The organism is Vreelandella neptunia, from assembly GCF_000712975.1.
GTDB lineage: Bacteria > Pseudomonadota > Gammaproteobacteria > Pseudomonadales > Halomonadaceae > Vreelandella > Vreelandella qaidamensis.
Genome location: NZ_JHQL01000002.1, coordinates 432,494 through 458,591 on the forward strand (window position 1 = coordinate 432,494; position 26,098 = coordinate 458,591).

The following is a 26,098-nucleotide window of genomic DNA, read 5'->3' on the forward strand; positions in this document are numbered from 1 at the left end:
TATCTAGATGAACGGTCTGCGTATTCGCGCAGTGCTTTCTTGTAGTAGGGTATGTTTTTTACACACTCATCTATCTATCCATCAAACAGCAAGGGGACAACACGTTCCCAATGGGGTCAACGTGGTTCAATCGCTCTCTTCGCACACAGAATCCCGCACTTCAAGATGGAAGGCTTGGAGCGTGCACATCTTCACCGCCAGCGGCGTACTGCTCGGCACAATGGCGCTACTTTCACTGATCGACAATAACCCAGTCGCCTGCTTACTCTGGCTAGGTGCAGCAATGATGGTCGATGGTTTCGATGGCACCCTGGCGCGTAAGTATGAAGTAAAAACCGTTCTGCCCCACTTCGATGGTTCGACGCTTGATATGGTCATCGATTATCTAACCTGGGCGTTTATTCCCGCTCTGTTTATTTATTTCTTTATTGAGTTGCCGCCCAATTTCGAATTGCTGTCAGTGTTCATCATTCTGTTGTCATCGATGTTCTGTTTCTGCAATGTCGATATGAAAAGCCAAGATAATTATTTTGTTGGCTTTCCTGCCGCCTGGAACATCGCCGCAGCCTATTTTTATATTCTCGATTTACCGCCTTTTATTACCTTTGCGTCTATCGTTTTTCTAGCCATTCTTACCGTGACTAAGATGAAATTTCTTCATCCGTTTCGGGTTCGTCAGTTTATGCCGCTCAATATCGCCATCACGCTGTTATGGTGCGCATGTACAACGTCACTGGTGCTCTCCAGCCCCGACCATACCGCTTGGGCACTATGGGGATGGGGCATTGCATCCGTTTACTTCATCGGTATGTGCGTATGGCGTACCGCTCAAGAGGCGTTTTAACTTAGCGATAGCAAACAATGCTTACTTCAGCGCCACCTCATGCTGCTGTGCCTCCTCCACCATCTCGGTGGCAAGCTCTCCCACGGTGCGCACGGCATCTTCAATGGCCGGTGTTAGCGTAAATGCATAGTTAAGACGTAAACACTGGCGAAACTTGCCAGAGGCTGAAAATAGCGAGCCAGGTGCCACATGGATAGCGCGCTGAGCCAAGCGCTCATTAAGGCGCACACAATCCACCAAGGCGGGTAACTCCACCCATAGCAAAAAACTGCCTTGCGGATAGCTGATGCCTGAACCTTTAGGGAAATAGCGCTGCACCCAGTTAATCATGACGTCCCGTTGGCGCTGATATTGGCGAGTGGCATAGCGAAGGTGACGCTCGTAGTGGCCTTTGGCAACAAACTCGGCTACCGCCAGCTGCGGTAATGTGGCTGAGGCACCGGTAGAGACATACTTCATATGCAGTGCCTTGTCCCGATAACACCCCGGCGCCAGCCAGCCCACCCGCAGCCCAGGCCCCACCGTTTTGGAAAAACCGCTGCATAACAACACCCGCCCGTCATCGTCGAAAGATTTCACTGTCAACGGCCTTGGGTGGGTATAGGCGAGATCACCGTAGATATCGTCTTCAATAATGGCCACGTCGAAGCGTTGGGCAAGTTGAAACAGCGCCTTTTTCCGCGCCTCGCTCATGGTGTAGCCCAGCGGATTGTTATACGTCGGAGTGACCTGTATGGCACGGATCGGCCACTGTTCCAGCGCCATTTCCAATGCTTCCAAACTGATACCGGTTTGCGGATCAGTAGGAATCTCTAACGCTTTTAGGCCATTGGCTTTTAGGATCTGCATGGTGCCGTAAAAGCTGGGCGAGTCCACAGCCACCACATCGCCAGGCTGAGTGAGGGTGCGCAGTGCTATCGATAATGCCTCCTGACAGCCGGTGGTGATCATAATGTCATCTGGATGCAGCAAACAACCGGAGGCAATGGCCAAGCGCGCTACCTGCTGACGCAGCTCGGGGCTACCACTTAGTTTGTCGTAGTTAAAGCCATTCAGATCGTGCTTACGATGCAGCCCCGACAGTATTTTCGACAACGGCTTAAGCGTTTCGTAAGCCAGATTCGGCACACCGCGCCCAAGCAACAGCCGACTATCGTCACGCTGTGTAGCGACCAGCTCTAGTACTTGATCCCATTGGGAGACATCCAGTGGGCACTGCGCAGGACGAGAGACAGATGGCAGCACCGCAGGCACTCTGCTTGGAAGAACAAAGTAGCCCGATTTCGGCCGTGATTCGATCAGCGACACATCCAACAGTTGCCGATAAGCTTCCTGAGCGGTCGAGATACTGACATTAAACTCCTGACATACCACTCGAATAGAAGGCAAGCGATCACCCACGCGGTAAATACCGTGCTCAATTCGCTCCCGCAAAATGCCAGCAACCTCCTCGTAGCGAGTCATACTCTTACCTTCTGTTTTTTAAAAACAGCCTCCAATACAGCGTTAAATATAAGCTTCTAAGCAATACAGATTCCTGCATTAGCAAGCATACAGAGGTATAGCACAGGTCATCTGTATCTTAAAAATAGAAAAGTCTATATCTGTATTGCTCTAACGCGGCTGCGTAATCTGGTTGAGCACATTGCCATCCAGGAGAACCGCTATGTCACGCTTCAGCCTCACCCAGATTCGCTGTCAGTTACGCCACTATCATCAGCGCCGTCGCAGCCGCCGCCAGTTACTAACCCTTGATGATCGACTGTTAGAGGATATCGGCATCACCCGTGCCCAAGCGTGCAAAGAGGGGCATAAACCGTTTTGGCGGCACTCGCCAATTAACAGGGGGCTGTATGAACATCGCTGAGCATGATCTTTTTATATCGCGCTAGCGGGGCTATGCCAGCGAATCTAGAGCGGTGGCCACTGCATCAAACAGCCGCTCTAGCTCAGCTTCCGTGGTACCAAAGGGAGGGCCGAACTGCAGCGTGTCACCACCATAGCGCACGTAAAACCCAGCTTCCCACAAGGCTAAATGGGCATCTCGGGGGCGAATGGTTGGGTCGCTATGACGGGGCTCCAATTGAATTGCGCCCGCTAAGCCATAGTTGCGAATATCAACAATATGGTTACGGCCTTTTAGAGCATGAAGCTTTTGTTCAAACGCAGGCGCTATCGCGCTGACCTGGGCCGGGAAGTTTTCGCGCTCCATTATTTCAAGCGCCGCTAAGCCAGCCGCGCAAGCGACGGGGTGGGCGCTGTAGGTGTAGCCGTGGGGAAACTCAATGGCGTGTGGGGCACCACCCGCGTGCATGAAAGTGTCGAAAATGTCGCTGGAGGCAATCACTGCCCCCATGGGAACCGCACCGTTAGTGATTTGCTTGGCAACGTTCATAATATCCGGCGTAACGCCAAACGCTTCGGCACCAGTGGTCGCACCGCTACGGCCAAAGGCGGTAATAACTTCATCAAATATCAGCAGAATATCGTGGGCGGTACAGATCTCGCGCAGCCGATCCAGATAGCCTTTGGGCGGCACAATTACCCCTGCAGAACCAGACATCGGCTCAACAATCACCGCCGCAATAGTCGAGGCATCGTGCAGGGCAATTTGATCAAGCAGCGCATCGGCAAGTTCGGCACCGGTTTCTGCTTGGCCCCGGGTAAACGCATGGCCCGCTTGCAGGGTGTGCGGAAGATGCGTGACGTCCATCAATTGGCCGTAATGCTTGCGGTTGCCACCAATACCGCCCAGGCTGGTACCACCAATATTCACCCCGTGATAGCCCTTGGCTCGGCCAATCATACGGGTTTTCTCAGGTTTACCTTTTAACCGCCAGTAGGCCTTGGCCATTTTGACCGAGGTATCGGCAGCTTCTGAGCCAGAGTTAGTGAAGAACACATGATCCAAGCCTGCAGGAGTAAGGCTGGCGATTTTTTCCGCTAACTTAAACCCCAGCGGATGGCCAATTTGGAAGCTTGGCGCAAAATCGAGCGTGCCCAGCTGAGCCGACACGGCCTGTTGAATCTCTTCACGGTTATGGCCCGCGCCGCAGGTCCATAAGCCAGAGAGTGAATCGAATAGCTTACGGCCCTGGTCGTCAATGTAGTAGCGCCCTTCTGCGCCAGCGATAACCCGCGGATTGGCGTGAAAATCCCGGTTTGCGCTAAACGGCATCCAAAAGTGTTGATTAAGCGCGCTAGGGCAAGCGCGCTCCTCATCAATAAACGCTTGGGGAGTGGTGGTGTTTTTTAGGCCAAACATGCTGTTCAGCTCCATCGCTATGAGACATGGCCTCAGCATGCGCCACCGAACACGTTTATAAAATTACGATTTTCTTTTGCTCACGTTAGAAAATTTATACGTAATAGGCACCACCGCACAGCCGCCCTGCCAAACGGTGGCTCATTACTTATAGTACGACGTCATACCCTTCAAACTTGGGCGGGCCAAGGTAGATACCTTCCGGCGCTTTGGCATTGGCGTGGGCTTTGCGAAACGCTTCCGACTTGGTCCAGGCGCGGAAGGCATCTTCCGACTCCCATACGCTGTGGGAGATAAATACGGTATGGTCTTCCTGGCTTTCACCCTGCAGCATTTGAAACTGCTTAAAGCCCGGCACTTCATCAAGATGAGAATCACGGTTACGCCATACGTCCAAAAAATCCTCTTCGCGGCCTGGGGCTATCCGAAAACGGTTCATCGCAATATACATCGTCACTCTCCTATTAAGCTGATCCAGTTCTGCTGGATTAGTTACGTCAACGTCACCCTGATGGTAACGTCATGGTTTACCGGCGAATAGCGCTCAATCATCAGGATACGGCATGGCTAAGGCACCCATCCAGGTCGTTTGGTTCAAACGCGATTTACGCATTCATGATCATGCGCCGCTTACCAATGCGGCCGCAGCTGGCCCGGTGCTGCCGCTCTTCGCCATTGAGCCTGACCAATGGCAAGCAGCGGATAGCGCGTTACGCCATTGGCAGTTTGCTGCAGATTCGCTTGTCGACCTCTCCAATGCTGTAGCAACACTGGGCCTACCGCTATGTATCTGGCAAGGCGATATTGTCGGTTTGCTGAAGGCACTAAAAGCATACTACGGCCACATTGCCCTTCACTCTCACCAAGAAACTGGCAACGCCTGGAGTTTTGAACGAGATAAACGGGTGCATGCTTGGTGCCAAACCAACGGCATCACTTGGCAGGAAACCCGCCAACAGGGCGTGGTACGCGGGCTCAGCAGCCGCACGGGGCACCAAACCCGCTGGGAAAGCCACTGGGAATCGCTAATGTCGGCACCGACCTACCTTGCACCGCAAAGCGCCCAAACAGCCCCAGGCTGGGAAATCTTTCATCACCTTGACGTTGAGCAGCTACACACCCTGACGCTGGGGTTTGATACCACGCCGTGCCCCCAACGCCAGCGTGGCGGGCGCAGTGAAGGCCGCGCGCTTTGGCGCAGCTTTGTGCAAGCACGCGGGCGGCGTTATCGCGGCTCGCTGTCTAAACCGCTGTTGGCCTGGGAGTTTGGCTCACGGCTTTCACCTCACTTGGCCTGGGGCACGCTTTCCATGCGTGAAGTGGTCCAGTCGCTACGTCGTCAGCGGGAAAAACACAGCGATGACACGGCGTGGTCACGCTCGCTGCGCGCCTTCACTTCACGCCTTTACTGGCACTGCCACTTTATCCAAAAGCTAGAGAGCGAACCCAGCATTGAGAACCAAACGCTGCACCCGGCGCTGCGCGGCTTAAGAGAGCGTGACCCTAATCACCCTACTCTTAACGCTTGGAAACGTGGCCAAACCGGGGTGCCACTGGTAGACGCCTGTATGCGCAGCTTGATCGCGACTGGCTGGCTTAACTTTCGCATGCGCGCCATGCTAATTTCCCACGCCACGTTTGGCCTTGGGCTGCACTGGCGGGAACCGGCGCTGCACCTAGCGCGGCTGTTTACTGACTTCGAGCCGGGCATTCACTACCCCCAGGTGCAGATGCAAGCAGGAGCCACCGGCACTAATGCGCTGCGGGTATATAACCCGATTAAACAGGCGGAAGATAACGACCCCACTGGTGAGTTCGTCGCTCGCTGGGTACCAGAGCTAAAAAGACTACCGTTAGAGTGGCGTGCGACGCCCTGGGCACTGCCCGAAAGCCTGTGCCAGAGATTTGGTTTTCAGCCGGACGAACATTATCCGCTGCCCAACGATTTTGAAACCGAGGCGCGACACTGGAAGAAAATGCTGTATGAGCTAAGACGCACGCCAGAAGCCAGAGAGTCCAGCCGAGCCATTGTGGATAAGCTCGCTAGCCAGCGGCGACCCAACAAGCGTACTAACACTAGAAAGCCCGTTAATCGCAAACAGCTTTCACTATTTGATAACGAGCTATTTGATAACGAGCTATTTGATAACGAGCTATTTAGTAACGATATGCTTGCCGACAATGAAGCCACGCACGGTGAAACAGCGCCGTTAGAGGGAAACAAACCTTCCAAATAGCCCCTTACCATAGCCCCTTACCATAGCCCCTTACCAATGGCAGGGGCTATTTTTAACCGTCAGCGCAGCAAGTTAAATAAAACGCCCTAAGCCCACCGCAGAACGCAACCGATCCATAGTCACCGCCGCTTCTTCCCTAGCGCGTTCAGCACCTTTTTGTAGAACTGCTTCAATATACGCAGGGTCTTCCATCAATGCGGTGTAACGCTCGCGGGGTGCGCTTAAGTGCGCGTTTAAGTAGTCAAACACGTGGTTTTTAGCATCGCCCCAACCGATACCTGCCGCATATTGCTCACGTAGCGCTGCGGCTTCTGCATTGCTGGCAAACGCTGCGTAAATTTGGAACAGCGTGCAGGTATCCGGGTCTTTAGGCTCACCGGGTTCCAGTGAGTTGGTTTTGATTTTACGCACCAGCTTTTGCAGCTTCTTCTCGCTAGAGAAAAGCGGGATCGTATTGTTATAGCTTTTGGACATCTTACGACCGTCCAGCCCTTTCAATACCTCCCCTTTTTCATCCACAACGGCTTCAGGCTGAACAAAATATTGGCCTTTAAACAGGTGGTTGAAACGGCCGGCGATATCACGCGCCATTTCAATGTGCTGAATCTGGTCGCGCCCTACCGGCACTTTATTGGCGTTAAACATTAAGATGTCGGCAGCCATTAACACCGGATAGCCGAACAAGCCCATTGTGATACCTTTATCAGGGTCCTGGTCGCCGGCTTCTTCATTTTCTGCAACCGCCGCTTTGTAAGCATGAGCGCGGTTCATCAGCCCCTTGGCGCACACGCACGACAGCATCCACATCAGTTCGGGAATTTCTAAGATATCCGACTGGCGATAGAAAATGGCGTTATCGGTATCTAACCCTAACGCAAGCCACGTAGCGGCGATTTCCAGCCGCGACTCCTGCACACGCTTAGGATCTTGGCACTTGATCAGCGCGTGATAATCAGCAAGGAAGTAAAACGACTGTACGTTGGGGTCTTGGCTTGCCTCAATGGCAGGCTTAATAGCACCCACATAGTTACCAAGATGTGGCGTTCCGGTCGTGGTAATCCCGGTCAGCACACGGGTTTTAGCTGTCTGACTCATAGTGTGGATCCAGCTGAATAAAGGTCAAAAAAGGTAAGTCATTGTACACTTAATGCCAAACCACCGTCGCCTTTGTCTGCTGGCTTACCTCCCCTTCCTTCACGTTGATAAAGACAGGTAAGCTCTGTGCCAGCAGCGATTCGCCATCAGTACTATCCACAGCAATCACCGCCCCGAGTGCCATCACCCACGGTTGACCATCGCGTTCAATCGGGATAAATAAGCAGCTATTGTGCTCACAGGCACTGCTAAGCACCGTGGTTAACGGGTGCGCCACTAACTCTTCCCAGCTAATGATGTCCTCCCACCGATTAGGATGTTCACTGTCGATAGCAAGCACGCCCTCTCCCCACACCAGCTCACTAAAAGAAGCCACCGCCTGGGCAGCCGCTATTTCAGCACGCATTTGCGCTAACGTCGCAGCGCGGTAGTTACTTGCTAAACGCTCCTCTACCAGAGCGGATTGCACACTGATCGCGCCGACGACCACGGCGCTAGCCAGTAACCCCATGACCACGACTAACGCAACTCCTTGCTCCTGATGTCGATGTCGATGTCGATGTCGATGTCGCATATCGCCTCCTTGCGAGTACTTATTGGCAAGCTTAAAGCCCCGCCTGTAGCGCAGCCGCGCGATGGGTAACGTAAAAATCAACCGCAGCCCCCTGACGACCCAGCGGCAGCGACACCATGCTGACGCCTTTGCCGACTGGCGTTCCAAGCGGCTCGTCTCGTTCACAGCCAACGCCTGCTGCATCGTCCGACGTTGTATAGTCAAAAGTGACCAATGGCTGAGACTCCCGCATATCTTGAACCGTGCAGCGGCAGTGGGCATCAACCACCACACACTGCAGACGAAAAAAAGGCGCTCCGTTTTCATCGGTAGCGCCTTGTCTGCGTAATGTGTCAGCAACGGTTGTCGCCACATAAAGAAGCGCTTCCTGATGACGACCCAGCTGATCTACCTGCTTAAACGTATGAAAGGTGCTTAAGAAAAGCTGGCCTGCGCCAAGAACCACCACCACGCCAATGGCCATAGCAACTAATAGCTCTGGTAAGGTAAAACCGCGCTGCTCATCCATGGCAGGCCCACCGTTACGGTTGGTTGGGAAGTTGGAACACGTAGTTGAAACTATCGTGGGGTTCGTTCGGCTCAGTACGTAGGCGCACCACCACATCAAACTGGCAGCCTTGTCGGTCGATACGGCTCTCTTGCCCCTGAGTATGGCTAAGCACTGCTAGTGGGTCCGTAAACCAGTGGCTAAGCCAAGCAGATTCAATCGTCGCTAACGGAATACTATTGCAGCGTTGGTGCGCAGCAAGCGCTGCCCATAGTCGCTCTTGGGCATCTACCGCAGCAACGTTCGCCAGCGACTGCGTATAGCCAGCGCTAGCACTTTGCAGGGCTTTTACCTGCATAGCCGCCACGCCCATCAGCCCAAACGCTAATATCACCAGCGCAATCAGCGCTTCAACCAGCGAAAGGCCACGTTGCCTGGGCATTTACCAGCACGCCTCAGGCAGGCGCTCGCCCCGTGCATTAAAATGAATATCGCTGTTACAGCCATCGGCTTGGGTTGTTGTAGCCGTCAGTAAAAAGCCACCGTCGTCTTCACTGCCATCAGAAGACGTAATGGTGTAGTTGCCATCGGGAGAGGCAGGCGTAAATGTGCAGTCGGTGTAAGCGTATTGGCGTGAATAGCAGCGCTCAAGCTCAGAAGCGGCCTGCAACAACCCTGCATGCGCGTCGGTGCGCAGCGAACGCTCTACGTAACGGGTGTAACTTGGGTAGGCAATACCCGCCACTATTCCAATAATCGCGACGGTAATTAGCATTTCTACTAGCGTAAAACCGTGCTGGCGAGCCTCCTGGCAGCTAGCACGGTACAGACAAGCACGACGAAAAAGGCATAAAGGCACTGAGCGTGCTCCTGTATCAGTTGGCCCATACGCGAAGTATGTCGCAAACCGATACACTTTGCATCAGTCGCTTACAATCACTTGCTCACGCAGCTCTTTCGGCATCGAAAAGGTGATGTTTTCCTCGCGCCCCTGAAGCTCAATAGGCACCGCTGCTCCTAACGCTTGCAGCTTATCAATCACGCCTTTTACCAATACTTCTGGCGCACTGGCACCCGCAGTGACCCCAATACGGCTTACATTTTCAAGCCACGCGGGCTCAATTTGGTCGGCATTGTCGATTAAGTAAGCGGGCGTACCCATCCGCTCGGAAAGCTCACGTAGGCGGTTAGAGTTGGAGCTATTAGGGCTGCCAACAACCAGCACCAAGTCGCTATCTGCGGCCAACTCCCGTACTGCATCCTGGCGATTTTGAGTGGCATAGCAAATGTCGTCTTTGCGCGGCCCCTGGATCTCTGGGAATTTTTCACGCAGTGCGTCAATCACCTTAGCCGTGTCGTCCATCGAGAGCGTGGTTTGGGTCACAAACGCCAGCGCTGCGGGGTTATTAACCACCAGCTTCGCCACGTCCTGTTCATCCTCGACCAGATAGATCTGGCCGCCGTGAGAGGTATCGTAACGCCCCATGGTGCCTTCGACTTCCGGGTGGCCTTCATGGCCGATCAAAATGCACTCCTGACCACGCTTGGCGTAGCGCAGCACTTCCATATGCACTTTGGTCACCAGCGGGCAGGTCGCATCGAAGACTTTAAGGCCGCGCTGCTCGGCGTCCTGCTGCACCGCTCGGGAAACACCGTGAGCCGAGAAGATCACGATGACGTCATCGGGCACTTCATGGAGTTCTTCCACAAATACCGCGCCCCGTTCACGCAATGTTTCCACCACAAAGCGGTTATGAACCACCTCGTGGCGCACATAAATTGGCGGACCGAAGACATCTAGCGCACGGTTAACAATGTCGATCGCGCGATCGACACCCGCACAAAAACCACGCGGGTTCGCTAGCTTGATCTGTACCGGCTGTGTTGGCTGAGATGACTCTGATGACTGCATAAAAGCGCCTTGATGCTATTGCATCGCCTGTTAAATGAAAACGAGTGCTTAAAATCAGTGCTTGGTGATTGGTGTCACGTTCAATACGTCAACTTCAAACGTTAGCGTACGGCCCGCCAGTGGATGATTAAAATCGACTTCCACGCGGTCACCGTCAATGGTTTTGACCACACCAGGCAATTCCGTTCCCGCCTTATCGGCAAATGACATCACCATGCCAATTTCCGGCTCTTCGTCACCAAAATCGGCGCGCTTGAGGGTTTGGATATTTTGCGGGTTATGCTGCCCAAACGAGTGCTCAGGGGTAATCTGAAAAGACCCGCTCTGGCCAGCAGCCATACCTTTAATGGGATGTTCAAAGCCAGGCGGCAAATTGCCATCGCCATACTGAAAGGTAGCAGGCGTTTTCTCTTTAGTGGAATCAACTACCGTGCCGTCTTCTAGCTTCAGCGTAAAGTGCAGGGTAATTTCCATACCGTCATCGATTAGGTAGTCCATAACGTTCCTCGCAATCGTATGCAAATAGTCATGTGGGCAGTGTATCACTGCCCTTTCATCGTGGAGCCGTTACGCGGCTTTTTTGCGACGCCGATCACCCATTATTGACTCCCAAATTAACCCTACCGCTCCTAAGGTAATGCCGATATCGGCAATATTAAAGGCGGGGTAATACCAGCCAGCAGCGTGGAACGATAAGAAGTCCACCACGTAGCCATGGACTAAACGGTCATACAGGTTACCCAGGGCACCGCCAATAATTAGCGGCAACGCCACAGCCAGCAGCTTTTCATCCGCTCTAACGCGGGCAAGCCAGATGGTTAAGCCAATGCTGGCACCAATGGCCACAATGGCAAAAAACCAGCGCTGCCAGCCAGGGTGGTCCGCTAAAAAGCTAAACGCCGCGCCAGTGTTGTGCAGCAGCGTAAGGTTGAAAAACGGCAGCACTTCAACGGGCTGGGCATAATTCAAAAAGTGGCTGGCCATGTACTTGGTCAGCAAATCCAACACGATGACCGCCACCGCCAGCCACAGCCAGCGCAGCGGCCGCCGCATGGGCGGCCGCTGGTGTGGATCGTTGGTGGTTAACGCAGGATTAGGCATAGTGACGAATCTCGCCGCTGCCTTCGGGAAGATTGCTAATACAGCGGCCACACAAATCTGGGTGCTCAGCATGAGTGCCAACATCGGCACGATGGTGCCAGCAGCGCTCGCACTTCTGGTGCTCGCTTGCACTAACGGCCACTTTCAAACCGTCAAGCTCGGTGCTTTCGGCGTTGGCAGCATCCGCTAGCGGTGCCAGATGTACTTCACTGGTGAGAATAACGAAGCGCAGCTCATCGCCCAACTTGTCAAGCGTGGCGTTCAGCTCATCGCTAACGTAAAGCGTCACTTCCGCCGCCAAACTACCTTTGATGACTTTGGCATTACGCGCGTCTTCCAGGCACTTGTTCACTGAGTGCTTCACTTCAAGCACCTGCTCCCAGAAGGCACGGCCCATCGCGGCATCATCTGCCAAGGTGCCAAGTTCGGTGTAGTAGGTTTCCAGCAGCACACTGTCGCCACGCTCGCCGGGAATATGCTCGTAAATCTCCTCGGCAGTGAACGACAGAATCGGTGCGACCCAGCGGCTGAGCGCTTCAACCACATGATAAAGCGCCGTTTGGGCGCTGCGGCGGGCCAATGAATCTGTTTGGGTGGTGTACTGGCGGTCTTTGATAACATCCAGGTAGAAACCGCCCAATTCCCGTGCACAGAAGCCGTGCACCTGCTGGTACACATCCAGGAATCGGTACTCTTCATAGGCTTTTTCGATGCGCCCTTGCAGCTGTGCCGCGCGGTCGACCACCCACTGATCCAGCGCCAGCATATCGCCAAAGGCCACCTGATCTTTAACCGGATCAAAACCGTTCAGGTTAGAAAGCAAGAAGCGCGCAGTGTTACGAATGCGGCGGTACACATCGGCGGTGCGCTTAAGAATTTCATCTGACACCGCCATTTCACCAGAGTAATCGGTAGACGCGACCCACAGGCGAAGAATATCGGCACCCAGCTTATCCATTACTGTTTGCGGCGCAACCACATTGCCGATGGACTTCGACATCTTGCGGCCCTGGGCATCGACAGTGAAACCGTGGGTCAGCAGCTGACGGTACGGCGGGTGGCCGTCAATCGCGGAGCCGGTCAGTAGCGACGAATGGAACCAACCACGGTGCTGGTCCGAGCCTTCCAGGTACAGGTCAGCACGCGGGCCGCTTTCATGGCCATGGGGGTGCGAGCCGCGCAGTACATGACGGTGCGTGGTGCCGGAATCAAACCAAACATCCAAGGTATCGGTGACTTTGTCGTACTCAGCCGCTTCAGCACCTAAAAGCTCTGCAGGGTCGAGTTTAAACCACGCCTCAATGCCCTCTTGCTCCACGCGCTTAGCGGCTTCTTCCATTAGCTCAACCGTATTCGGGTGCAGCTCGCCGGTTTGCTTATGCAGGAAGAACGGAATCGGCACGCCCCAGTTACGCTGGCGAGAGATACACCAATCAGGGCGATTAGCGATCATGCTATGCAAGCGCGCCTGCCCCCATGCGGGAGTAAACTCGGTGGCTTCAATACCTTCCAGCGCCCGCTCGCGCAGGGTTTTGCCGTCTTTACCTTGAATATCCATGCCCACAAACCACTGGGCAGTAGCGCGGTAAATCACCGGTGACTTATGCCGCCAGCAGTGCATATAGCTGTGCTTGATGGGCGTATGCGCCATCAGCGCGTTCACTTCGCGCAATTTTTCAACGATATTCGGGTTGGCTTTCCAGATCATCTGGCCGCCGAAGAACGGCAGATCATCGGCATAAACACCGTTGCCCTGCACCGGGTTGAGCATGTCGTCAAAGCTCATGTCATGCTCACGGCAGGTGATAAAGTCATCCATGCCGTAGGAAGGCGCAGAGTGAACAATACCCGTGCTGCCAACTTCTGACTCAACGTAATCCGCTAGATACACCGGCGAAAGACGATCATAGAACGGGTGACGGAAATTGATCAGGTCCAGCGCTTTACCTTGCGCAGTAGCCATCACGCTACCGGTCAATCCGTAGCGCTCTAAACAGCTTTCTACCAGCTCTTCTGCGAGCAGCAGCAGGCGTTCGCCGGTATCCACTAGCGCGTAGGTAAACTCAGGATGAACGTTCAGCGCCTGGTTGGCAGGAATTGTCCAAGGCGTGGTGGTCCAGATCACCACTGCCGCTGGCTTGGGCAATTCGCTTAAACCAAAGGCCGCTGCCAGCTTGTCGGCATCTTCGACCGGAAAAGCCACATCGATAGCATCGGATTTTTTATCAGCGTACTCAACTTCCGCTTCGGCCAGCGCCGAGCCACAATCAAAGCACCAGTTAACTGGTTTTAAGCCTTTAAACACGTAGCCCGCATCGACCATATCGGCCAACGCACGGATTTCCCCCGCCTCGTTGGCGTAGTCCATCGAACGGTACGGGTGGTCCCAGTCACCAATAATACCCAGACGCACAAAGTCCGCTAGCTGGGTTTCGATCTGTGCACCAGCGTACTCACGGCATAGCTCACGGGCTTTATCGGCAGCCAAATGTTTACCGTGGGTAGTTTCTACCTTGTGCTCAATAGGCAGACCGTGGCAATCCCAACCCGGCACGTAAGGCGCATCAAAACCCGCCAGGTTTTTTGATTTAACGATAATATCTTTAAGAATTTTATTAACGGCGTGACCGATATGAATGCTGCCGTTGGCGTAGGGAGGGCCATCGTGCAATACAAACAGCGGCGCGCCCGCGCGGGTGTCGCGCAAGCGCTGGTACAGGTCCATATCCTGCCATTTAGAAACACGTCCTGGCTCCTGCTTCGGCAGCATGCCGCGCATGGGAAAGTCGGTTTCTGGCAAGTTTAGCGTGTGCTTATAATCCATAGTCCGGTCAGCCGTCGTTAGCATCGGCGGCGTTATCCGCCGAAGAGAAATCAGAAGAAGCGGTCTCACGCCCAAGCGGGGCCGAGGCCAGCGGAAGAGCATTCATGCAGCCAGTACCGGCTGTCGCAAAGTAGCGGCGCGCTCTGGCTTGATCGTGTTCAATTTGCGTTTTCAACGCATCAAAATCATCAAACTTCACTTCCCCGCGTAGCCGCGCGCAGGGGTAAACCGTCAGCCGCTGACCATAAAGATCGCCTGAAAATTCCAATAGATGAACTTCCAGCGTCGGGCGCTTAGACCCCACCGTTGGCCGAAAGCCAACATTTGCTACTGCGGGGTAACGCTGGCCATTAGCCAGTTCAGCCACCACGGCAAACACACCGCGCAGCGTTAACGGCTGGGGCAATAGCGGCAAGTTAGCAGTAGGCACACCAATGGTGCGGCCTAGCTGTTGGTCACGCACCACGCGGCCATGCAGTGAATAAGGCCGACCTAGCAGGCGCGCCGCAACCTCGAAATTGCCGCTGGCAAGTAAGGTGCGCACCCGCGTGCTGGATACCCGCTCGTCATCGACCTTAAAGGTGCGGGTGTGCTCTACACCAAACCCTTCCACCAGCCCGACGGTTTCCAGCAGATTGAAGTCGCCACGGCGGTCACAGCCAAAGCGGAAGTCGTCGCCCACCACCAAATGCTTTACCCCTAAACCATCAATCAGCACCTGATCGATAAACTCGCGCCCGGTCAGGCTGCGCAAGGCATCGTTGAAGGGTAGGCATAGCACCTGCTCGGCCCCATGATCGCGCAGCAGGCGCACTTTTTCGCGCAGGCGGGTTAACCGTGGCGGCGCTTGCTCACCGGCAAAAAACTCCCGCGGCTGAGGTTCAAACACCACCACCGTCAACGGCACATTCAAGCGCGCCGAATGCTCACGGCACTGCTGCAGGATCGCCTGATGGCCGCGATGCACACCATCAAAATTACCGATGGTAGCAACGCAGCCACAATGAGCCGCTGTCAGATTGTGCAGACCTCGTATGACGTGCATGGCACCTCTTTTTTAAAAGCGTTTGCCGTTTTAAAAGCGTTTACCGTTTAAAAGCCTTCGATTATAACGAACGCGCTGTTCCGGTGCAGGGGAAGATTACCTTCGTCCTGGCATTAGCTACTCGTTCACCTTAATGCTGGCTGTTTGCGCATTAGCTATTCATCTTAAAGTGGCGCAGCCGCAGGCCAAATGCGGTCAGCCAAGCGAAATAAAGCCCGCCGCCCAGCACGACTAATCCTGCCACCCAGTAAATGCGCTGCCACAGCTCAAACTCAAGCCATGCCTGCCAATCAGGGGCTACCAGATAAAGCGCACTGCTCATTAACGCGCTGCCGCCCACTAATTGAACGGCGTAACGCCCCCACCCTGGCTGAAAGATCAACACCTTCTGGCGATAGAGCAGATACCCCAGCAACCCAGCATTTAAAAATGCCGACAGTGCGGTCGCCAGCGCCAAACCCGCGTGGGCAAGCGGCCAAATCAACAGCAGGTTGAACACCATGTTAGCCACCATGGCGATAATGCCCACTTTCACCGGCGTTTTAGTATCCTGGCGAGCAAAGAAACCCGGCGCTAACACTTTAATCAACATAAACGCCACCAGCCCAAACGCGTAGGCACGTAGGCTCATGGCAGCCATTTGAATATCGTTATCGGTCATTGCCCCGTAGTGGAACAGGGTAATCAAAAACGGTTCCGCCAACACGGCCAACGCCAGCGCGGCGGGCACTCCTAACAACAGCACCACACGAATGGCCCAGTCCAGCATGGCCGAAAAGTGTTCGGTGGACTGCTCCGCATGGCGTTTAGAAAGCGCTGGCAAAATAATCGTACCAATCGCCACACCAAACACCCCAAGCGGCAGCTCGACCAACCTATCCGAATAGTACAGCCATGACACGCTACCCGCCGTTAATAACGACGCCAATACGGTGTCCAGCAGCAGATTAATCTGCGAGACCGACACCCCAAACAGCGCGGGGGCCATCAGCTTCAGAATGCGCTTCACCCCTTCATGGGCAAAATTTGGCCACGGGGTTGGCAACAGCCCCAGGCGCAGCAAAAACGGCACCTGAAACACTAATTGGGCAGCCCCGGCAATCAACACCCCCCAAGCCAGCGCCATGGCGGGCTCTTCCATTAACGGCATGAGCAGCAGCGCCGCGCCAATCAGCGAAAGATTCAGCAGCACCGGGGTAAACGCGGGCACCGCAAAGCGGTTCCAGGTGTTCAGCACGCTACCCGAAAACGCCGTTAACGAAATCAACAGCAAATAGGGAAACGTCAGCCGCAGCATATCGGCAGTCATCGCTAACTTTTCGGGATCACGCCCAAAGCCAGGGGCAAACACCCACACCAGCCACGGGGCACCCAGCATCGCCAACGCGGTTATTAGCGCTAAAATGGCCGTTAGGCTGCCCGCCACCGCATTTAGTAACTCACGAATTTCCTGCTTACTGCGCTGGGTAGAGTACTCGGAAAGCACCGGCACAAAGGCTTGGTTAAACGCCCCTTCAGCAAACAAACGGCGCAGAAAGTTAGGAATTTTAAACGCGACAAAAAACGCATCAGCCCCGCTTCCCGCCCCCAAAAAGGTTGCCACCACCACATCGCGCACCAACCCCATCACTCGCGACAGCATGGTCATCGCGCTGACCACTAACCCAGAGCGCATCAACCCGCGGCGCGGGGGAGACATATTGGCTTGCGGAGGCGTGTTCGTGGTCATGACTCAATCCATAAGCTCACAGTGCATCGCTACAGGCGATGTTCAGACACAAAAAAACCGGCCGCAGCCGGTTTTTTTTATGGCGCCTGCCGGCTTACGCCGCCAGAGCCTTAATGCGCTTGTTCAAGCGGCTTTTCAGACGTGCAGCTTTCTTCTTAGAAAGAACGTCTTTATCAGCGATGCGGTCGACAACCGGCTGCATAGCCCGGAACTCTTCCATCGCTTTGCCATGATCGCCAGTGCTGATCGCTTTGATCACACGCTTGATGTAGGTGCGGACCATGCTGCGCTGGCTGGCTTTCAGGACGCGACGAGTCTCGGCCTGGCGGGCGCGCTTGCGTGCTTGCTTGCTGTTCGCCACAGGTATCTCCTTGGAGAATAAAGGTTGCCAATCAACGGCAACGAATTAACTATGTATTTGTCGGTCGGCTTTTATCTCTAGGTTTTCACCTCTAGATTTTCGCCACGACACGACCTTTCCGTCAGTATCTTTCCACAACAACCAATTGATTTGGAAGCAATTAAAATGCTGCCAAATAGTGTAACGAGCAGTTCAAAATCTGCCCGCCCACGGGTCTTGTCTGAGAGGATGGCATAGTCTATCACGCGTTAAGCGGGCTTGCCAGCGCTTGTCAATGCTTTTCTACCCGCAGCATCACGCTTAATTCAGCATCTCTTTCGCTCTACAGGCTGTATCAAACGCTATTTCTTCAAAGACTATTTCTTCGAGTCCAAGAAACCAACCTGCGCATACGCGTTGCGTAGCCACACCTTCATACGCTGACGCTCGGCAATATTCATAAGACTACGGTCGTTGGCCACCGCCCAAAAGCTGCTGTTGTTGAAATCAATTTTCTGGGTCAGTTTGGCATGTAGCTTGGGCAGCTCTATCAACGTAGCGCCCTGGGCGCTGGCCTGTTGATAAACATCAGAGCGCTGGAAGCGCGTGAAATTCTCACCCCGCCCCAAGTTTTGCACCACCACTAGCTCAACCGGCTGGGCACTGTAACGTTCCAGCACCTCGGCAAGCAGTGCAACAGAATCCGCACCATCATCCATCACGTGCCACCACACCACCTGCATGCCTAGCTCATTCAACAGCCCAAACACATCGGTATCTTCAATCCAGCGGTTAATCGGCTGGGCAGACTGTGCCGCCAAATCAATAATTAAGTCCCGCTCGGGGTGCTCTTCCAGCGCCGTCAGTATGCCGTCTAGGCTATCGTCGTCGCCCACCACCACGGGGGAGGCATAATCCTGATAAAAGCGCGAAAACGTCCCGTGGGAAGCATCGCAATCAAACCCCAAGAATGGCATCTCGTGATCGATGTAATACTGCGCCAACACCCGCGCCGTCATCGACTTACCCACCCCACCTTTCTCACCGCCAATAAAGTGCACCCTGCCCATACCTGTTTCTCCAGTGTGGAAAACACCAAACCCTTAGCGAATTTAGCAGGAAATGGCAAAAGCGGAAGACATAACAAGAGTGTTAATACGCAGGCAAAACCATAGATTCCCGCTAAGGGCCTGCGGGAATGACGGGCCTGGGGTATAACCTCTTTGAGTGGCGGATGTCAGCTACCGCACCGTCATTCCCGAGTGGGGTTATCGGGAATCCATTTTGACCTTTGCCCGATACGACTCAACTGCCCGCCTCACCATGGATTCCCGCTAAGGGCATGCGGGAATGACAGGCCTGGGGCGTCACCTCTGTAAGTGGCGGGTGTTAGCCGCCCCACGATCACTCCCTAGTGCACCGCACCGTCATTCCCGAGTGGGGTTATCGGGAATCCATATTGACCTTTGCCCGATAAGATGCAGCTGCCTGCTTCATCATGGATTCCCGCTAAGGGCATGCGGGAATGACGGACCTGGGGCATCACCTCTGTAAGTGGCGGGTGTCAGCAACCACACCGTCATTCCCGAGTGGGGTTATCGGGAATCCATTTTGACCTTTGCCCGATAAGACGCAGCTGCCTGCCCCACCATGGATTCCCACTAAGGGCATGCGGGAATGACGAACCTGGGGTATAACCTCTTTGAGTGGCGGGTGTCAGCTACCCCAGCATCACTCCCGAGCACACCCCACTGTCACTCCCGAATGCACCGCATCGTTATGCCCGAGCAAACCACCACACCGTCATTCCCGGGCTAACCACCGCACCGTCATTCCCGAGTGGGGTTATCGGGAATCCATTTTGACCTTTGCCCAATAAGACGCAGCTGCCTGCCCCACCATGGATTCCCGCTAAGGGCATGCGGGAATGACGGACCTGGGGTATAACCTCTGTGAGTGGCGGATGTCAGCTACCCCAACATCACTCGCGAGCACACCCCACCGTTATGCCCGAAGACCATCGCACCGCCATTCCCGAGTGGGGTTATCGGGAATCCATTTTGACCTTTGCCCAATAAGATGCAGCTGCCTGATTCACCATGGATTCCCGCTAAGGGCATGCGGGAATGACAGACCTGAGGCGTCACCTCTGTAAGTGGCGGGTGTCAGCTACCCCAACATCACTCGTGTATGCTCGCGCTGCTGTTTCTCCGCACCGTCTAAAATATCCAGCAGCTTTTCATAGTCCCTAGGCATCTCTTTATCCATGCCGGTGTCTTCAAAGCGTTGTAGCGTGGCTTGAGTGTCCGCTATGACTTTTTGCAGCTCGTCGATAACGTGTTGTTGTTCTTCATTGGTCATGTTGTCCCCATAAAAAAACCGACCCCAAAAGGAGTCGGTTGAGTGTACCGCTTAGCCATCAAAAATTCGCTGTATCGTGAAGCTCTAGATTAACCCAGCAGCGAAAGCGCGCTCTGTGAAATCTGGTTGGCCTGTGCCAGTACAGACATACCTGCCTGTTAAGAAAACACCCAGTCCTTAGCAAAATGAACGACAAAACGAGTAACAATAATGCTTTGAATAACTAAACCTTTGCCTTACCAGAAATAACGGCTTTAAAACCAGCTTTAGTGATCGGCTGTTGATTAGCATCAACTACCTTACCGCCTAAACGGGCCAACGATTTCGCAAGAGAAACCAGCCGCGCAAGCTGGAGCTTACTAGGTGAAAGAGAACGGCTATTTTCATTCACTTTAATAGCGATACCCTTAATCAAGTACTGGCTATTATCGTCTGTAAACGAAGGAAGCTGCCCAGGAGGAAAAGCGTTTTCAATAACGATTGGGTTAAGGGAAGACTCCCCCGTCACCGTAAAAGCTTTTGTATTAGGTTCATACACCGCGCCAGCAGATGCCAGCGCCACACTTAAGCGCTCGTTTAGCCCAGGGGAAGGGGTTTCAAATACCACCTGCACCCCCCAAGACGTACTGCCTTCATTTGCCAACGTGGGGACATCTTCTACTTGCGCTTTTGTACCCATCGAAAGCTTTCGGGGCTTATTAGCCGGCTGGAGAGCGCCTCTAGCCCCATCGCTAAGAATTAAATACATAGCGACAAAACCACAGGTCAGGCTGACCCACATCGTAACAATCGCCACCACCAATGTAAGCGTATAAGTATCCATACTAGTTTCTCGTCCCTGGCACCCACCGCGCCTTCACACCCTCGCCTTATAAAAGCACTCTATTGTCAGAAGCATAGCCAACAAATAAGCCTGCTAATAGATTATGGCAAAAAAGTCCGCAATCGCCAGCAAACCTTGGTCTAAAGCAACGGCTCTTCACCCCTCCAACATCACCTTAGTATGCTCATGCTGCTGTTTCACCGCACCGTCTAAAATATCTAGCAGCTTTTCATAGTCCGCAGGCATCTCTTTATCCATGCCGGTGTCTTCAAAGCGTTGTAGCGTGGCTTGAGTGTCCGCTATGACTGTTTGTAGCTCGTCGATAACGTGTTGTTGTTCTTCATTGGTCATATTGCCCCCAACAAAAAACCGGCCCCCAATGGGAGCCGGTTCATTGTGCTGCTTAGCGATAGAGGAAACTTCCTATCAAGGCTAAGCCTCAGATTAACCCAGCAGAGAAAGAACGTTCTGCGGAATCTGGTTGGCCTGTGCCAATACAGAAGTACCGGCCTGCTGTAGGATCTGCGCGCGGGTCATGTTGGCTACTTCTGTAGCGTAGTCAGCATCTTCGATACGCGAACGAGCAGCAGACAGATTGGTTTCGTTAGTCTGTAAGTTAGTAATTGCAGATTCGAAACGGTTCTGTATAGCACCAAGGTCAGAGCGCAGGGTATCAACTTTACTTAAAGCATCATCAAGAGTTTGCATTGGATCAAGAGTTTTACCATCTAACTCATTAGTCACTTCTGCGCCAAGAGTAACCGAAACCTCACCAGTTGCAGTAGCCTTGCCAGTTGCAGTGACATTATAATATTTAGTATCACCGTTCTCGTCTTTAACTCTAGCAAATTTATCAGTCCCATCTGACAAGAGGGAGATATCTTGATCTCCTATAGTAATTCCAGAGGTACCTGCAGCATAGTCAAAAGACGTTCCTTTGTCCCCTGCTGCGGAGGCAATATTACCAGTAACTTCATCCGCAAGAGTGATTGTAAGATTATTACTGCCATCAACTGTAGTTGAAATCTCGAAGACTTTACCATCTGCTGCGTTAGCTATACCAACAGCATAGTTTTTCCCATCATATTGCCGTATTTCAAAATCGGCCTCCGTCAAGTCCGCACCAAGCGTATCTGTAATAGTACGAGTTCCGCCCGTAGCTGTGGAATCAATATTAACATCAGTAAGAGGAGCAGAAGCATTTGCTTGCATATCAGCTTTAGTAAAGCTCACTGCAGAAGAAGAAAATTCCCCGTCACCAGCAGAAAGCTCTGAAAGGGTCGCAGTAACGTCAAAGCCATCCAAACCAAGTGTATTTTGATTGATAGTTTCTAAATCAATAGCAATATTCTCACCATCATTCGCACCAACTTGAATCGCAATAGGGTTAATTCCCTCCGAAAGAACTTTAGTCCCGTTGAAATCGGTCTGTTCAGAAATACGGTTAATCTCATTAAGTCGCTGACCGATCTCTGCCTGGATGGAGTCAAGATCATCTTGAGAGTTTGTACCGTTTTGAGCCTGTACGGTCAATTCCCGAACACGCTGGAGGTTATCATTCACCTGATTTAGCGCGCCTTCAGCGGTCTGGGCAACGGAGATACCGTCGTTGGCGTTACGCTGAGCGGTCGATAGACCAGTGATCTGGCTGCTCATGCGGTTGGCGATGGCCTGACCCGCCGCGTCGTCTTTGGCGCTGTTGATACGCAGACCAGAACTCAAGCGCTCCATAGACGTGGTCAGAGCATTTTGTGATTTGGACAGGTTTTGCTGGCCGATCATCGATGTGATGTTGGTATTGATCACTGACATGGTGTGATTCTCCTTGCTTGGACACTGGCCTAGTAGGCCTGCTTTTCGGCCACTGTGTGTGCCGTTATATTAATTAACGGCACGGCGAGGGGAATCTTTAGGGCGGCTAGTAAAAAAAGATGTAATTTTTGGTAACAGAAGGAGGAGGGTAGCAGCACTTTTAGGAAAGTTGAGGTTGATTCACTGTCTTCGCAGCTGAGATCGCGAGCTAAAGCTCCCTCCCACAAGATATCGTGCCACTGTTCTATTGTAGGAGGCCACTTCCAGTGGGCGATGGCGGCGTAGCCGCCCTTAGTCAGCATAAACTGCAAAGCCTGAATCATCGTCGAAGTGTCGAACCAGAGCTAAAGCGCCCTCCTACAATGTTACAGCGTTAAGATTATTTCTTGCCGCCTAGCTGGGCGTCTAGGGCATCGAACTGCTGGGTGAGATAGCTGCTCATGCTGTTCATCTGGGCGATCATGGAGTCTAGCTGGCTGAACTGTTTACGGTAGCGGGAGATGGTGCCTTCAATGGTTTTTTCCATGCGTTCGAAGCGGTCGTCTAGGCTTTTGACGCGGTTTTCTGCGCCGCTAATCGCTAGTTTTACCACGCCGTTGTTGCCCAGCATCTGTTCGATGGTGGTGTTCAGCCTGCCTGCCATGCCGTTTTCTGCTGTATCCCCGGCAAAAAAGGCGTTTAGCGCCTGGGGGTTGTTGGCGACTAAGTTATCTAACGTTTCTTCATCGACTTTTAGCTTGCCATCCCGTTGCAGGGTGATGCCTAGCTGGTTAAGGGTCGATAACTCGCCGCCTTCTACGCCGCCGGTTAGCACGCTGCGCAGCCGGGATTCGATGGTGCGCACGGTGTTGTCGCCCACTAGCTCACCGGCAGTTTCGCTGTCGCCGGTAAAGCTGGTCAGTTTGCCAATGGTGCCTTTTAGGTCGTTAAACGCTTTTACAAAACCGTTAATTGCTTCGCGCTGCTTTAGCGTGTCGCGCTCTACGTTAACGGTGCTGGTGGCGGTTTCGCCCTCGGCAATGTTGAGTTCCGCAAGGTTTAGCGTTACGCCTTGAATCGCGCCTTCGATTTTATTGTCAGCGCTGCTAATCGCAATGCCGTTCACCGTTAACGCGGCGTTTTCGCCAGGGCGCTTGGTGAGCGCATCTTCAGCAAAGGGGCCGGTCACTACGGCAGCATTGGAGTCAACCAAACTGAAGCTTTCAATAGAAGCCTCTGCACCGGTGGTTTTAGAGCTAAGCGCCAGCCGATAGCCGGTGCCGTCGTTAATAATGGTCGCGTTAACCCCAGCTTCTTTGTCGGCGTTAATGGCATCACGAATATCAGCGAGGCTGCTGCCTTCCGCAATATTGATATCGACGGTGTTGGTTTCGACCCCTTCCCCACTGCCAAAGGTGAGCTGCAGCGTGGTCGCCCCTTGCAGGTCAAGCGCCTGGTCTTTGGTATCGACGCGGCTAGAGGCCAGCGTGCCAGAGGTCGCCAGTTGGCTGACTTCAACCCGATAGCTGCCCGGCAGCGCATCGGCGGCGGCAGTGGCTTTAATAGCTTCTCCACTACCAGTGCCACGCACATTGGCGGAAAGGCTTTGGTAGAGTTTGGGGTCGTTAATTTTGGCGACCGCATCTTGAAACGAGTTCAGCGACGTTTGCAGCTGCCCGAAAGCAGAAATTTTCGCCTGCTGCTGCTTCTTTTGAAGCGTAATCGGCGCGAGTTTACCCCGCTCGGCGGCCTGCAGCTGATCAAGCAAGCCAGTGAGGTCAAGGCCAGAACCAACGCCAAGAGAGGTTATCGTCGCCATGCGGGGTGTTCCTCAGTGCAAAAGGCTAAACCAACAAGTAAGTTAGGCGCATTGCGAGCGCCCATTTAATAGATATTAACGTTATCGGCAGAAAAGCGCGCAACTTTAGCGCTTTTTCATGGGTTTGATATTTTCTTTTGGTGTTTTTTTATGCTCATCGCCAAAAAGGGTCGTCTAATAAAAACGCCTGGGCAGTCAATGCCCAGGCGTTTAGCAACGACTTAACCGCTTAGCGTTTAGTTGCGGCCCAGCTGGGCATCAAGGGCATCAAACTGCTGGGTAAGGTAATCGCTGGTTTGGTTCATCTGAGCGATCATGCTATCCAACTGGCCGAATTGGGTGCGGTAGCGGGAAATGGTCTGCTCGATGGTTTGTTCCGTGCGGAGGTAGCGTTCACCAAGAGACTCCACGCGGTTTTCCGCGCCGTTAATAGCCCCTTTTACCGCGCCGTTGGTACCTAGCAGCTGTTCCAGGGTTTGGTTAACTTGCCCAGCCATGCCTGAATCATCCGCATCGCCTGCGAAAAACGCCGACAGCGCATCCTGATTATTGGCAATAGCGTTATCAAGTTCGCCTTCATCAATAGACAGCGTGCCGTCACGCTGTAGCGAAATACCGATATCGCTAAGCATTGAAAACTCGCCTTCAATACCGCCACTTAATACGCTGCGCATACGCGATTCGACGGTGCGCACTGCGCTGTCGCCAAGCAGTTCGCCGGCGGCACCGGTTTCCGCATTGAAACTGGTTAACTCGCCAATGGTGCCTTTTAGGTCGTTGTAAGCATCAACAAAACCGGTAATCGCTTCACGAACAGCGCGGGTATCCTGCTCGACTGCCACGGTGCTATCACCCTCTTCTTGAAGATTAAGCGTAACGCCTTGAATTGCCCCTTCCACTTGGTTGGTGGGGCTGGTAATGGCGATGCCGTTAACGGTTAAGGCGGCATCGGTGCCTGCTTGCAGGGTGTTATCGGTGTCGGCGGCGAAAGGTGCCGTGCCGGCATCGGAAAAGCTAAAGCCGGTAATAGAAGCGTCTGCACCGGTTTCGCTGGAGCTAAGCGCCAGCCGATATTTCGTGCCGTCGTTGACGATGGTGGCATTAACGCCGGAATCTTCGCTGGCGTTAATCGCATCGCGCATAGCTTCTAAGCTGCTATCTGCGCCAATGGTGACATCTTTGCTGGTGCCATCACCGAACGTAAACGTTAACGTTTGCTCGGCGGTGGTCAGCGGTTGGTCCACCGTGCCCACCCCTTCAGAGGCTAGCGTGCCACGGGTGGCGAGTGTTTCAACGCTGACGTTGTAACTGCCGGGCTGCGCTTCGCCATCGGCGGTGGCGGTAATGGCGCTGCCCCCCACATTGGTGGAAAGGCTTTCGTATAGCGCGCTGTCGTTTAGCCCAGCAGAAGCTGTTTGAAACTGGGAGAGTGCACTTTGCAGCTGACCATAGGCGGAAATTTTGGTCTGCTGGGTTTCCAGTTGACGCTCAATTGGCGCAAGCTTTCCCCGCTCTGCATCTTGCAACTGATCTAACAAGCCGTTGAGATCGAGCCCTGAGCCAATACCGAGTGATGAAATGGAAGCCATAAGTTACTGCCCTTTTTTAAAAAAACGCCCATCACGCTGGCGCTGCTCATGCGTATGAATGTGATTTATTAATAAGCATTATCGGCCATCAAACCCCGAACTTTAACCTAGATGGCTTTTTCTACTGGCTAAAAGGTAAATAATTGTAAAAGATTTGGCAATTTGATCCTTCGCCAGTGGAGTAGCGGGCGAACACGCTTACTAAACCTCCTTCCTAAAATTATAGACCTTGGTCTAACAGACTAATGACTGTATAATGCAC

25 protein-coding genes are annotated in these 26,098 nt (G+C 53.4%); 3 read left to right on the top strand and 22 right to left on the bottom strand.

From position 1 onward, the window contains the following. The first annotated feature begins 121 nt into the window (after positions 1 to 121). A complete protein-coding gene (gene pcsA / locus CR46_RS0106680; protein ID WP_420038467.1) occupies positions 122 to 844 on the top strand; it encodes a phosphatidylcholine synthase in 723 nt (240 codons plus the stop codon). A 21-nt stretch (positions 845 to 865) separates the two neighbouring features. On the opposite strand, the gene CR46_RS0106685 is transcribed toward pcsA, so the two are convergent. After that, positions 866 to 2,308: an aminotransferase-like domain-containing protein gene (locus CR46_RS0106685; protein ID WP_030071151.1), complete on the bottom strand. Its 1,443-nt coding sequence runs from the start codon at positions 2,306 to 2,308 to the stop codon at positions 866 to 868. A gap of 202 nt (positions 2,309 to 2,510) precedes the next feature. Here CR46_RS0106685 and CR46_RS0106690 point away from each other — a divergent pair, with 202 nt between their 5' ends. Next, positions 2,511 to 2,711 carry a DUF1127 domain-containing protein gene (locus tag CR46_RS0106690; RefSeq protein WP_030071154.1) on the top strand — a complete coding sequence of 67 codons (201 nt, stop codon included), beginning with the start codon at positions 2,511 to 2,513 and terminating at the stop codon, positions 2,709 to 2,711. 30 nt (positions 2,712 to 2,741) lie between these two features. Here the strand turns inward: CR46_RS0106690 and aptA are convergent, their stop codons facing one another. Together aptA and hmuQ are read right to left on the bottom strand one after the other, a co-directional pair. Further along, entirely contained in the window at positions 2,742 to 4,109 is a 1,368-nt protein-coding gene (aptA, locus tag CR46_RS0106695) for an omega-aminotransferase AptA (protein ID WP_030071156.1), read from the bottom strand. Positions 4,110 to 4,257: 148 nt separating this feature from the next. Continuing rightward, on the bottom strand, positions 4,258 to 4,560 hold the full coding sequence (gene hmuQ, locus CR46_RS0106700; RefSeq protein WP_030071158.1) for a heme-degrading protein HmuQ: 303 nt from the start codon (positions 4,558 to 4,560) through the stop codon (positions 4,258 to 4,260). 112 nt (positions 4,561 to 4,672) lie between these two features. Here hmuQ and CR46_RS0106705 point away from each other — a divergent pair, with 112 nt between their 5' ends. Next, on the top strand, positions 4,673 to 6,346 hold the full coding sequence (locus tag CR46_RS0106705; protein WP_084180394.1) for a cryptochrome/deoxyribodipyrimidine photo-lyase family protein: 1,674 nt from the start codon (positions 4,673 to 4,675) through the stop codon (positions 6,344 to 6,346). Positions 6,347 to 6,418: 72 nt separating this feature from the next. On the opposite strand, the gene CR46_RS0106710 is transcribed toward CR46_RS0106705, so the two are convergent. From CR46_RS0106710 to fliD (CR46_RS0106805), 19 genes are all read right to left on the bottom strand, one after another. Further along, complete coding sequence (locus CR46_RS0106710) at positions 6,419 to 7,441, bottom strand: tryptophan--tRNA ligase (RefSeq protein WP_030071162.1); 1,023 nt, start codon at positions 7,439 to 7,441, stop codon at positions 6,419 to 6,421. Between the two features lie 49 nt (positions 7,442 to 7,490). Beyond that, positions 7,491 to 8,015: a pilus assembly PilX family protein gene (locus CR46_RS0106715; protein WP_030071164.1), complete on the bottom strand. Its 525-nt coding sequence runs from the start codon at positions 8,013 to 8,015 to the stop codon at positions 7,491 to 7,493. Positions 8,016 to 8,046: 31 nt separating this feature from the next. Beyond that, the gene (locus CR46_RS0106720; RefSeq protein ID WP_030071166.1) at positions 8,047 to 8,523 is read right to left on the bottom strand and encodes a PilW family protein; all 477 of its coding nucleotides are present in this window, start codon (positions 8,521 to 8,523) and stop codon (positions 8,047 to 8,049) included. 13 nt (positions 8,524 to 8,536) lie between these two features. Next, positions 8,537 to 8,944 carry a type IV pilus modification PilV family protein gene (locus CR46_RS0106725; RefSeq protein ID WP_030071167.1) on the bottom strand — a complete coding sequence of 136 codons (408 nt, stop codon included), beginning with the start codon at positions 8,942 to 8,944 and terminating at the stop codon, positions 8,537 to 8,539. Beyond that, positions 8,945 to 9,361, bottom strand: a complete 417-nt coding sequence (locus CR46_RS0106730) for a type IV pilin protein (protein ID WP_269556844.1) — start codon at positions 9,359 to 9,361, stop codon at positions 8,945 to 8,947. A gap of 63 nt (positions 9,362 to 9,424) precedes the next feature. Continuing rightward, entirely contained in the window at positions 9,425 to 10,414 is a 990-nt protein-coding gene (gene ispH / locus CR46_RS0106735; RefSeq protein ID WP_030071170.1) for a 4-hydroxy-3-methylbut-2-enyl diphosphate reductase, read from the bottom strand. A gap of 54 nt (positions 10,415 to 10,468) precedes the next feature. Then, positions 10,469 to 10,912, bottom strand: coding sequence for an FKBP-type peptidyl-prolyl cis-trans isomerase (gene fkpB / locus CR46_RS0106740; RefSeq protein WP_009097963.1), 444 nt, complete (start codon positions 10,910 to 10,912; stop codon positions 10,469 to 10,471). Positions 10,913 to 10,981: 69 nt separating this feature from the next. Beyond that, positions 10,982 to 11,515: a signal peptidase II gene (gene lspA / locus CR46_RS0106745; protein ID WP_030071174.1), complete on the bottom strand. Its 534-nt coding sequence runs from the start codon at positions 11,513 to 11,515 to the stop codon at positions 10,982 to 10,984. Then, on the bottom strand, positions 11,508 to 14,339 hold the full coding sequence (gene ileS, locus CR46_RS0106750) for an isoleucine--tRNA ligase (protein ID WP_030071176.1): 2,832 nt from the start codon (positions 14,337 to 14,339) through the stop codon (positions 11,508 to 11,510). The genes lspA and ileS overlap by 8 nt, the downstream gene beginning before the upstream one ends. Positions 14,340 to 14,346: 7 nt before the next feature. Further along, on the bottom strand, positions 14,347 to 15,384 hold the full coding sequence (gene ribF / locus CR46_RS0106755) for a bifunctional riboflavin kinase/FAD synthetase (protein WP_030071178.1): 1,038 nt from the start codon (positions 15,382 to 15,384) through the stop codon (positions 14,347 to 14,349). 151 nt (positions 15,385 to 15,535) lie between these two features. Next, positions 15,536 to 17,113 carry a murein biosynthesis integral membrane protein MurJ gene (murJ, locus tag CR46_RS0106760; protein WP_030071180.1) on the bottom strand — a complete coding sequence of 526 codons (1,578 nt, stop codon included), beginning with the start codon at positions 17,111 to 17,113 and terminating at the stop codon, positions 15,536 to 15,538. 94 nt (positions 17,114 to 17,207) lie between these two features. Continuing rightward, the gene (gene rpsT, locus CR46_RS0106765; protein ID WP_009722795.1) at positions 17,208 to 17,474 is read right to left on the bottom strand and encodes a 30S ribosomal protein S20; all 267 of its coding nucleotides are present in this window, start codon (positions 17,472 to 17,474) and stop codon (positions 17,208 to 17,210) included. Positions 17,475 to 17,830: 356 nt separating this feature from the next. Continuing rightward, on the bottom strand, positions 17,831 to 18,523 hold the full coding sequence (locus CR46_RS0106770; protein ID WP_030071184.1) for a P-loop NTPase family protein: 693 nt from the start codon (positions 18,521 to 18,523) through the stop codon (positions 17,831 to 17,833). A 1,099-nt stretch (positions 18,524 to 19,622) separates the two neighbouring features. Beyond that, positions 19,623 to 19,814 carry a hypothetical protein gene (locus tag CR46_RS0106775; protein WP_030071186.1) on the bottom strand — a complete coding sequence of 64 codons (192 nt, stop codon included), beginning with the start codon at positions 19,812 to 19,814 and terminating at the stop codon, positions 19,623 to 19,625. A gap of 223 nt (positions 19,815 to 20,037) precedes the next feature. Further along, positions 20,038 to 20,637, bottom strand: coding sequence for a hypothetical protein (locus tag CR46_RS0106780; protein WP_030071189.1), 600 nt, complete (start codon positions 20,635 to 20,637; stop codon positions 20,038 to 20,040). 156 nt (positions 20,638 to 20,793) lie between these two features. Beyond that, entirely contained in the window at positions 20,794 to 20,988 is a 195-nt protein-coding gene (locus tag CR46_RS0106785; protein ID WP_030071191.1) for a hypothetical protein, read from the bottom strand. Between the two features lie 93 nt (positions 20,989 to 21,081). Next, complete coding sequence (locus tag CR46_RS0106790) at positions 21,082 to 22,449, bottom strand: FliC/FljB family flagellin (RefSeq protein ID WP_030071193.1); 1,368 nt, start codon at positions 22,447 to 22,449, stop codon at positions 21,082 to 21,084. Positions 22,450 to 22,828: 379 nt separating this feature from the next. Then, a complete protein-coding gene (fliD, locus tag CR46_RS0106800) occupies positions 22,829 to 24,247 on the bottom strand; it encodes a flagellar filament capping protein FliD (protein ID WP_030071199.1) in 1,419 nt (472 codons plus the stop codon). A gap of 236 nt (positions 24,248 to 24,483) precedes the next feature. Beyond that, positions 24,484 to 25,836 carry a flagellar filament capping protein FliD gene (gene fliD, locus CR46_RS0106805; protein WP_030071201.1) on the bottom strand — a complete coding sequence of 451 codons (1,353 nt, stop codon included), beginning with the start codon at positions 25,834 to 25,836 and terminating at the stop codon, positions 24,484 to 24,486. Between the last annotated feature and the right edge of the window lie 262 nt (positions 25,837 to 26,098).

Bases quoted from the DNA above. Each gene is read 5' to 3' on its own strand.
- CR46_RS0106685 (WP_030071151.1), bottom strand. From the start codon at position 2,308: ATGACTCGCTACGAGGAGGTTGCTGGCATTTTGCGGGAGCGAATTGAG.
- CR46_RS0106690 (WP_030071154.1), top strand. From the start codon at position 2,511: ATGTCACGCTTCAGCCTCACCCAGATTCGCTGTCAGTTACGCCACTAT.
- aptA (WP_030071156.1), bottom strand. From the start codon at position 4,109: ATGTTTGGCCTAAAAAACACCACCACTCCCCAAGCGTTTATTGATGAG.
- hmuQ (WP_030071158.1), bottom strand. From the start codon at position 4,560: ATGTATATTGCGATGAACCGTTTTCGGATAGCCCCAGGCCGCGAAGAG.
- CR46_RS0106705 (WP_084180394.1), top strand. From the start codon at position 4,673: ATGGCTAAGGCACCCATCCAGGTCGTTTGGTTCAAACGCGATTTACGC.
- CR46_RS0106710 (WP_030071162.1), bottom strand. From the start codon at position 7,441: ATGAGTCAGACAGCTAAAACCCGTGTGCTGACCGGGATTACCACGACC.
- CR46_RS0106715 (WP_030071164.1), bottom strand. From the start codon at position 8,015: ATGCGACATCGACATCGACATCGACATCGACATCAGGAGCAAGGAGTT.
- CR46_RS0106720 (WP_030071166.1), bottom strand. From the start codon at position 8,523: ATGGATGAGCAGCGCGGTTTTACCTTACCAGAGCTATTAGTTGCTATG.
- CR46_RS0106725 (WP_030071167.1), bottom strand. From the start codon at position 8,944: ATGCCCAGGCAACGTGGCCTTTCGCTGGTTGAAGCGCTGATTGCGCTG.
- ispH (WP_030071170.1), bottom strand. From the start codon at position 10,414: ATGCAGTCATCAGAGTCATCTCAGCCAACACAGCCGGTACAGATCAAG.
- fkpB (WP_009097963.1), bottom strand. From the start codon at position 10,912: ATGGACTACCTAATCGATGACGGTATGGAAATTACCCTGCACTTTACG.
- lspA (WP_030071174.1), bottom strand. From the start codon at position 11,515: ATGCCTAATCCTGCGTTAACCACCAACGATCCACACCAGCGGCCGCCC.
- ileS (WP_030071176.1), bottom strand. From the start codon at position 14,339: ATGGATTATAAGCACACGCTAAACTTGCCAGAAACCGACTTTCCCATG.
- ribF (WP_030071178.1), bottom strand. From the start codon at position 15,384: ATGCACGTCATACGAGGTCTGCACAATCTGACAGCGGCTCATTGTGGC.
- murJ (WP_030071180.1), bottom strand. From the start codon at position 17,113: ATGACCACGAACACGCCTCCGCAAGCCAATATGTCTCCCCCGCGCCGC.
- CR46_RS0106770 (WP_030071184.1), bottom strand. From the start codon at position 18,523: ATGGGCAGGGTGCACTTTATTGGCGGTGAGAAAGGTGGGGTGGGTAAG.
- CR46_RS0106775 (WP_030071186.1), bottom strand. From the start codon at position 19,814: ATGACCAATGAAGAACAACAACACGTTATCGACGAGCTGCAAAAAGTC.
- CR46_RS0106780 (WP_030071189.1), bottom strand. From the start codon at position 20,637: ATGGATACTTATACGCTTACATTGGTGGTGGCGATTGTTACGATGTGG.
- CR46_RS0106785 (WP_030071191.1), bottom strand. From the start codon at position 20,988: ATGACCAATGAAGAACAACAACACGTTATCGACGAGCTACAAACAGTC.
- CR46_RS0106790 (WP_030071193.1), bottom strand. From the start codon at position 22,449: ATGTCAGTGATCAATACCAACATCACATCGATGATCGGCCAGCAAAAC.
- fliD (WP_030071199.1), bottom strand. From the start codon at position 24,247: ATGGCGACGATAACCTCTCTTGGCGTTGGTTCTGGCCTTGACCTCACT.
- fliD (WP_030071201.1), bottom strand. From the start codon at position 25,836: ATGGCTTCCATTTCATCACTCGGTATTGGCTCAGGGCTCGATCTCAAC.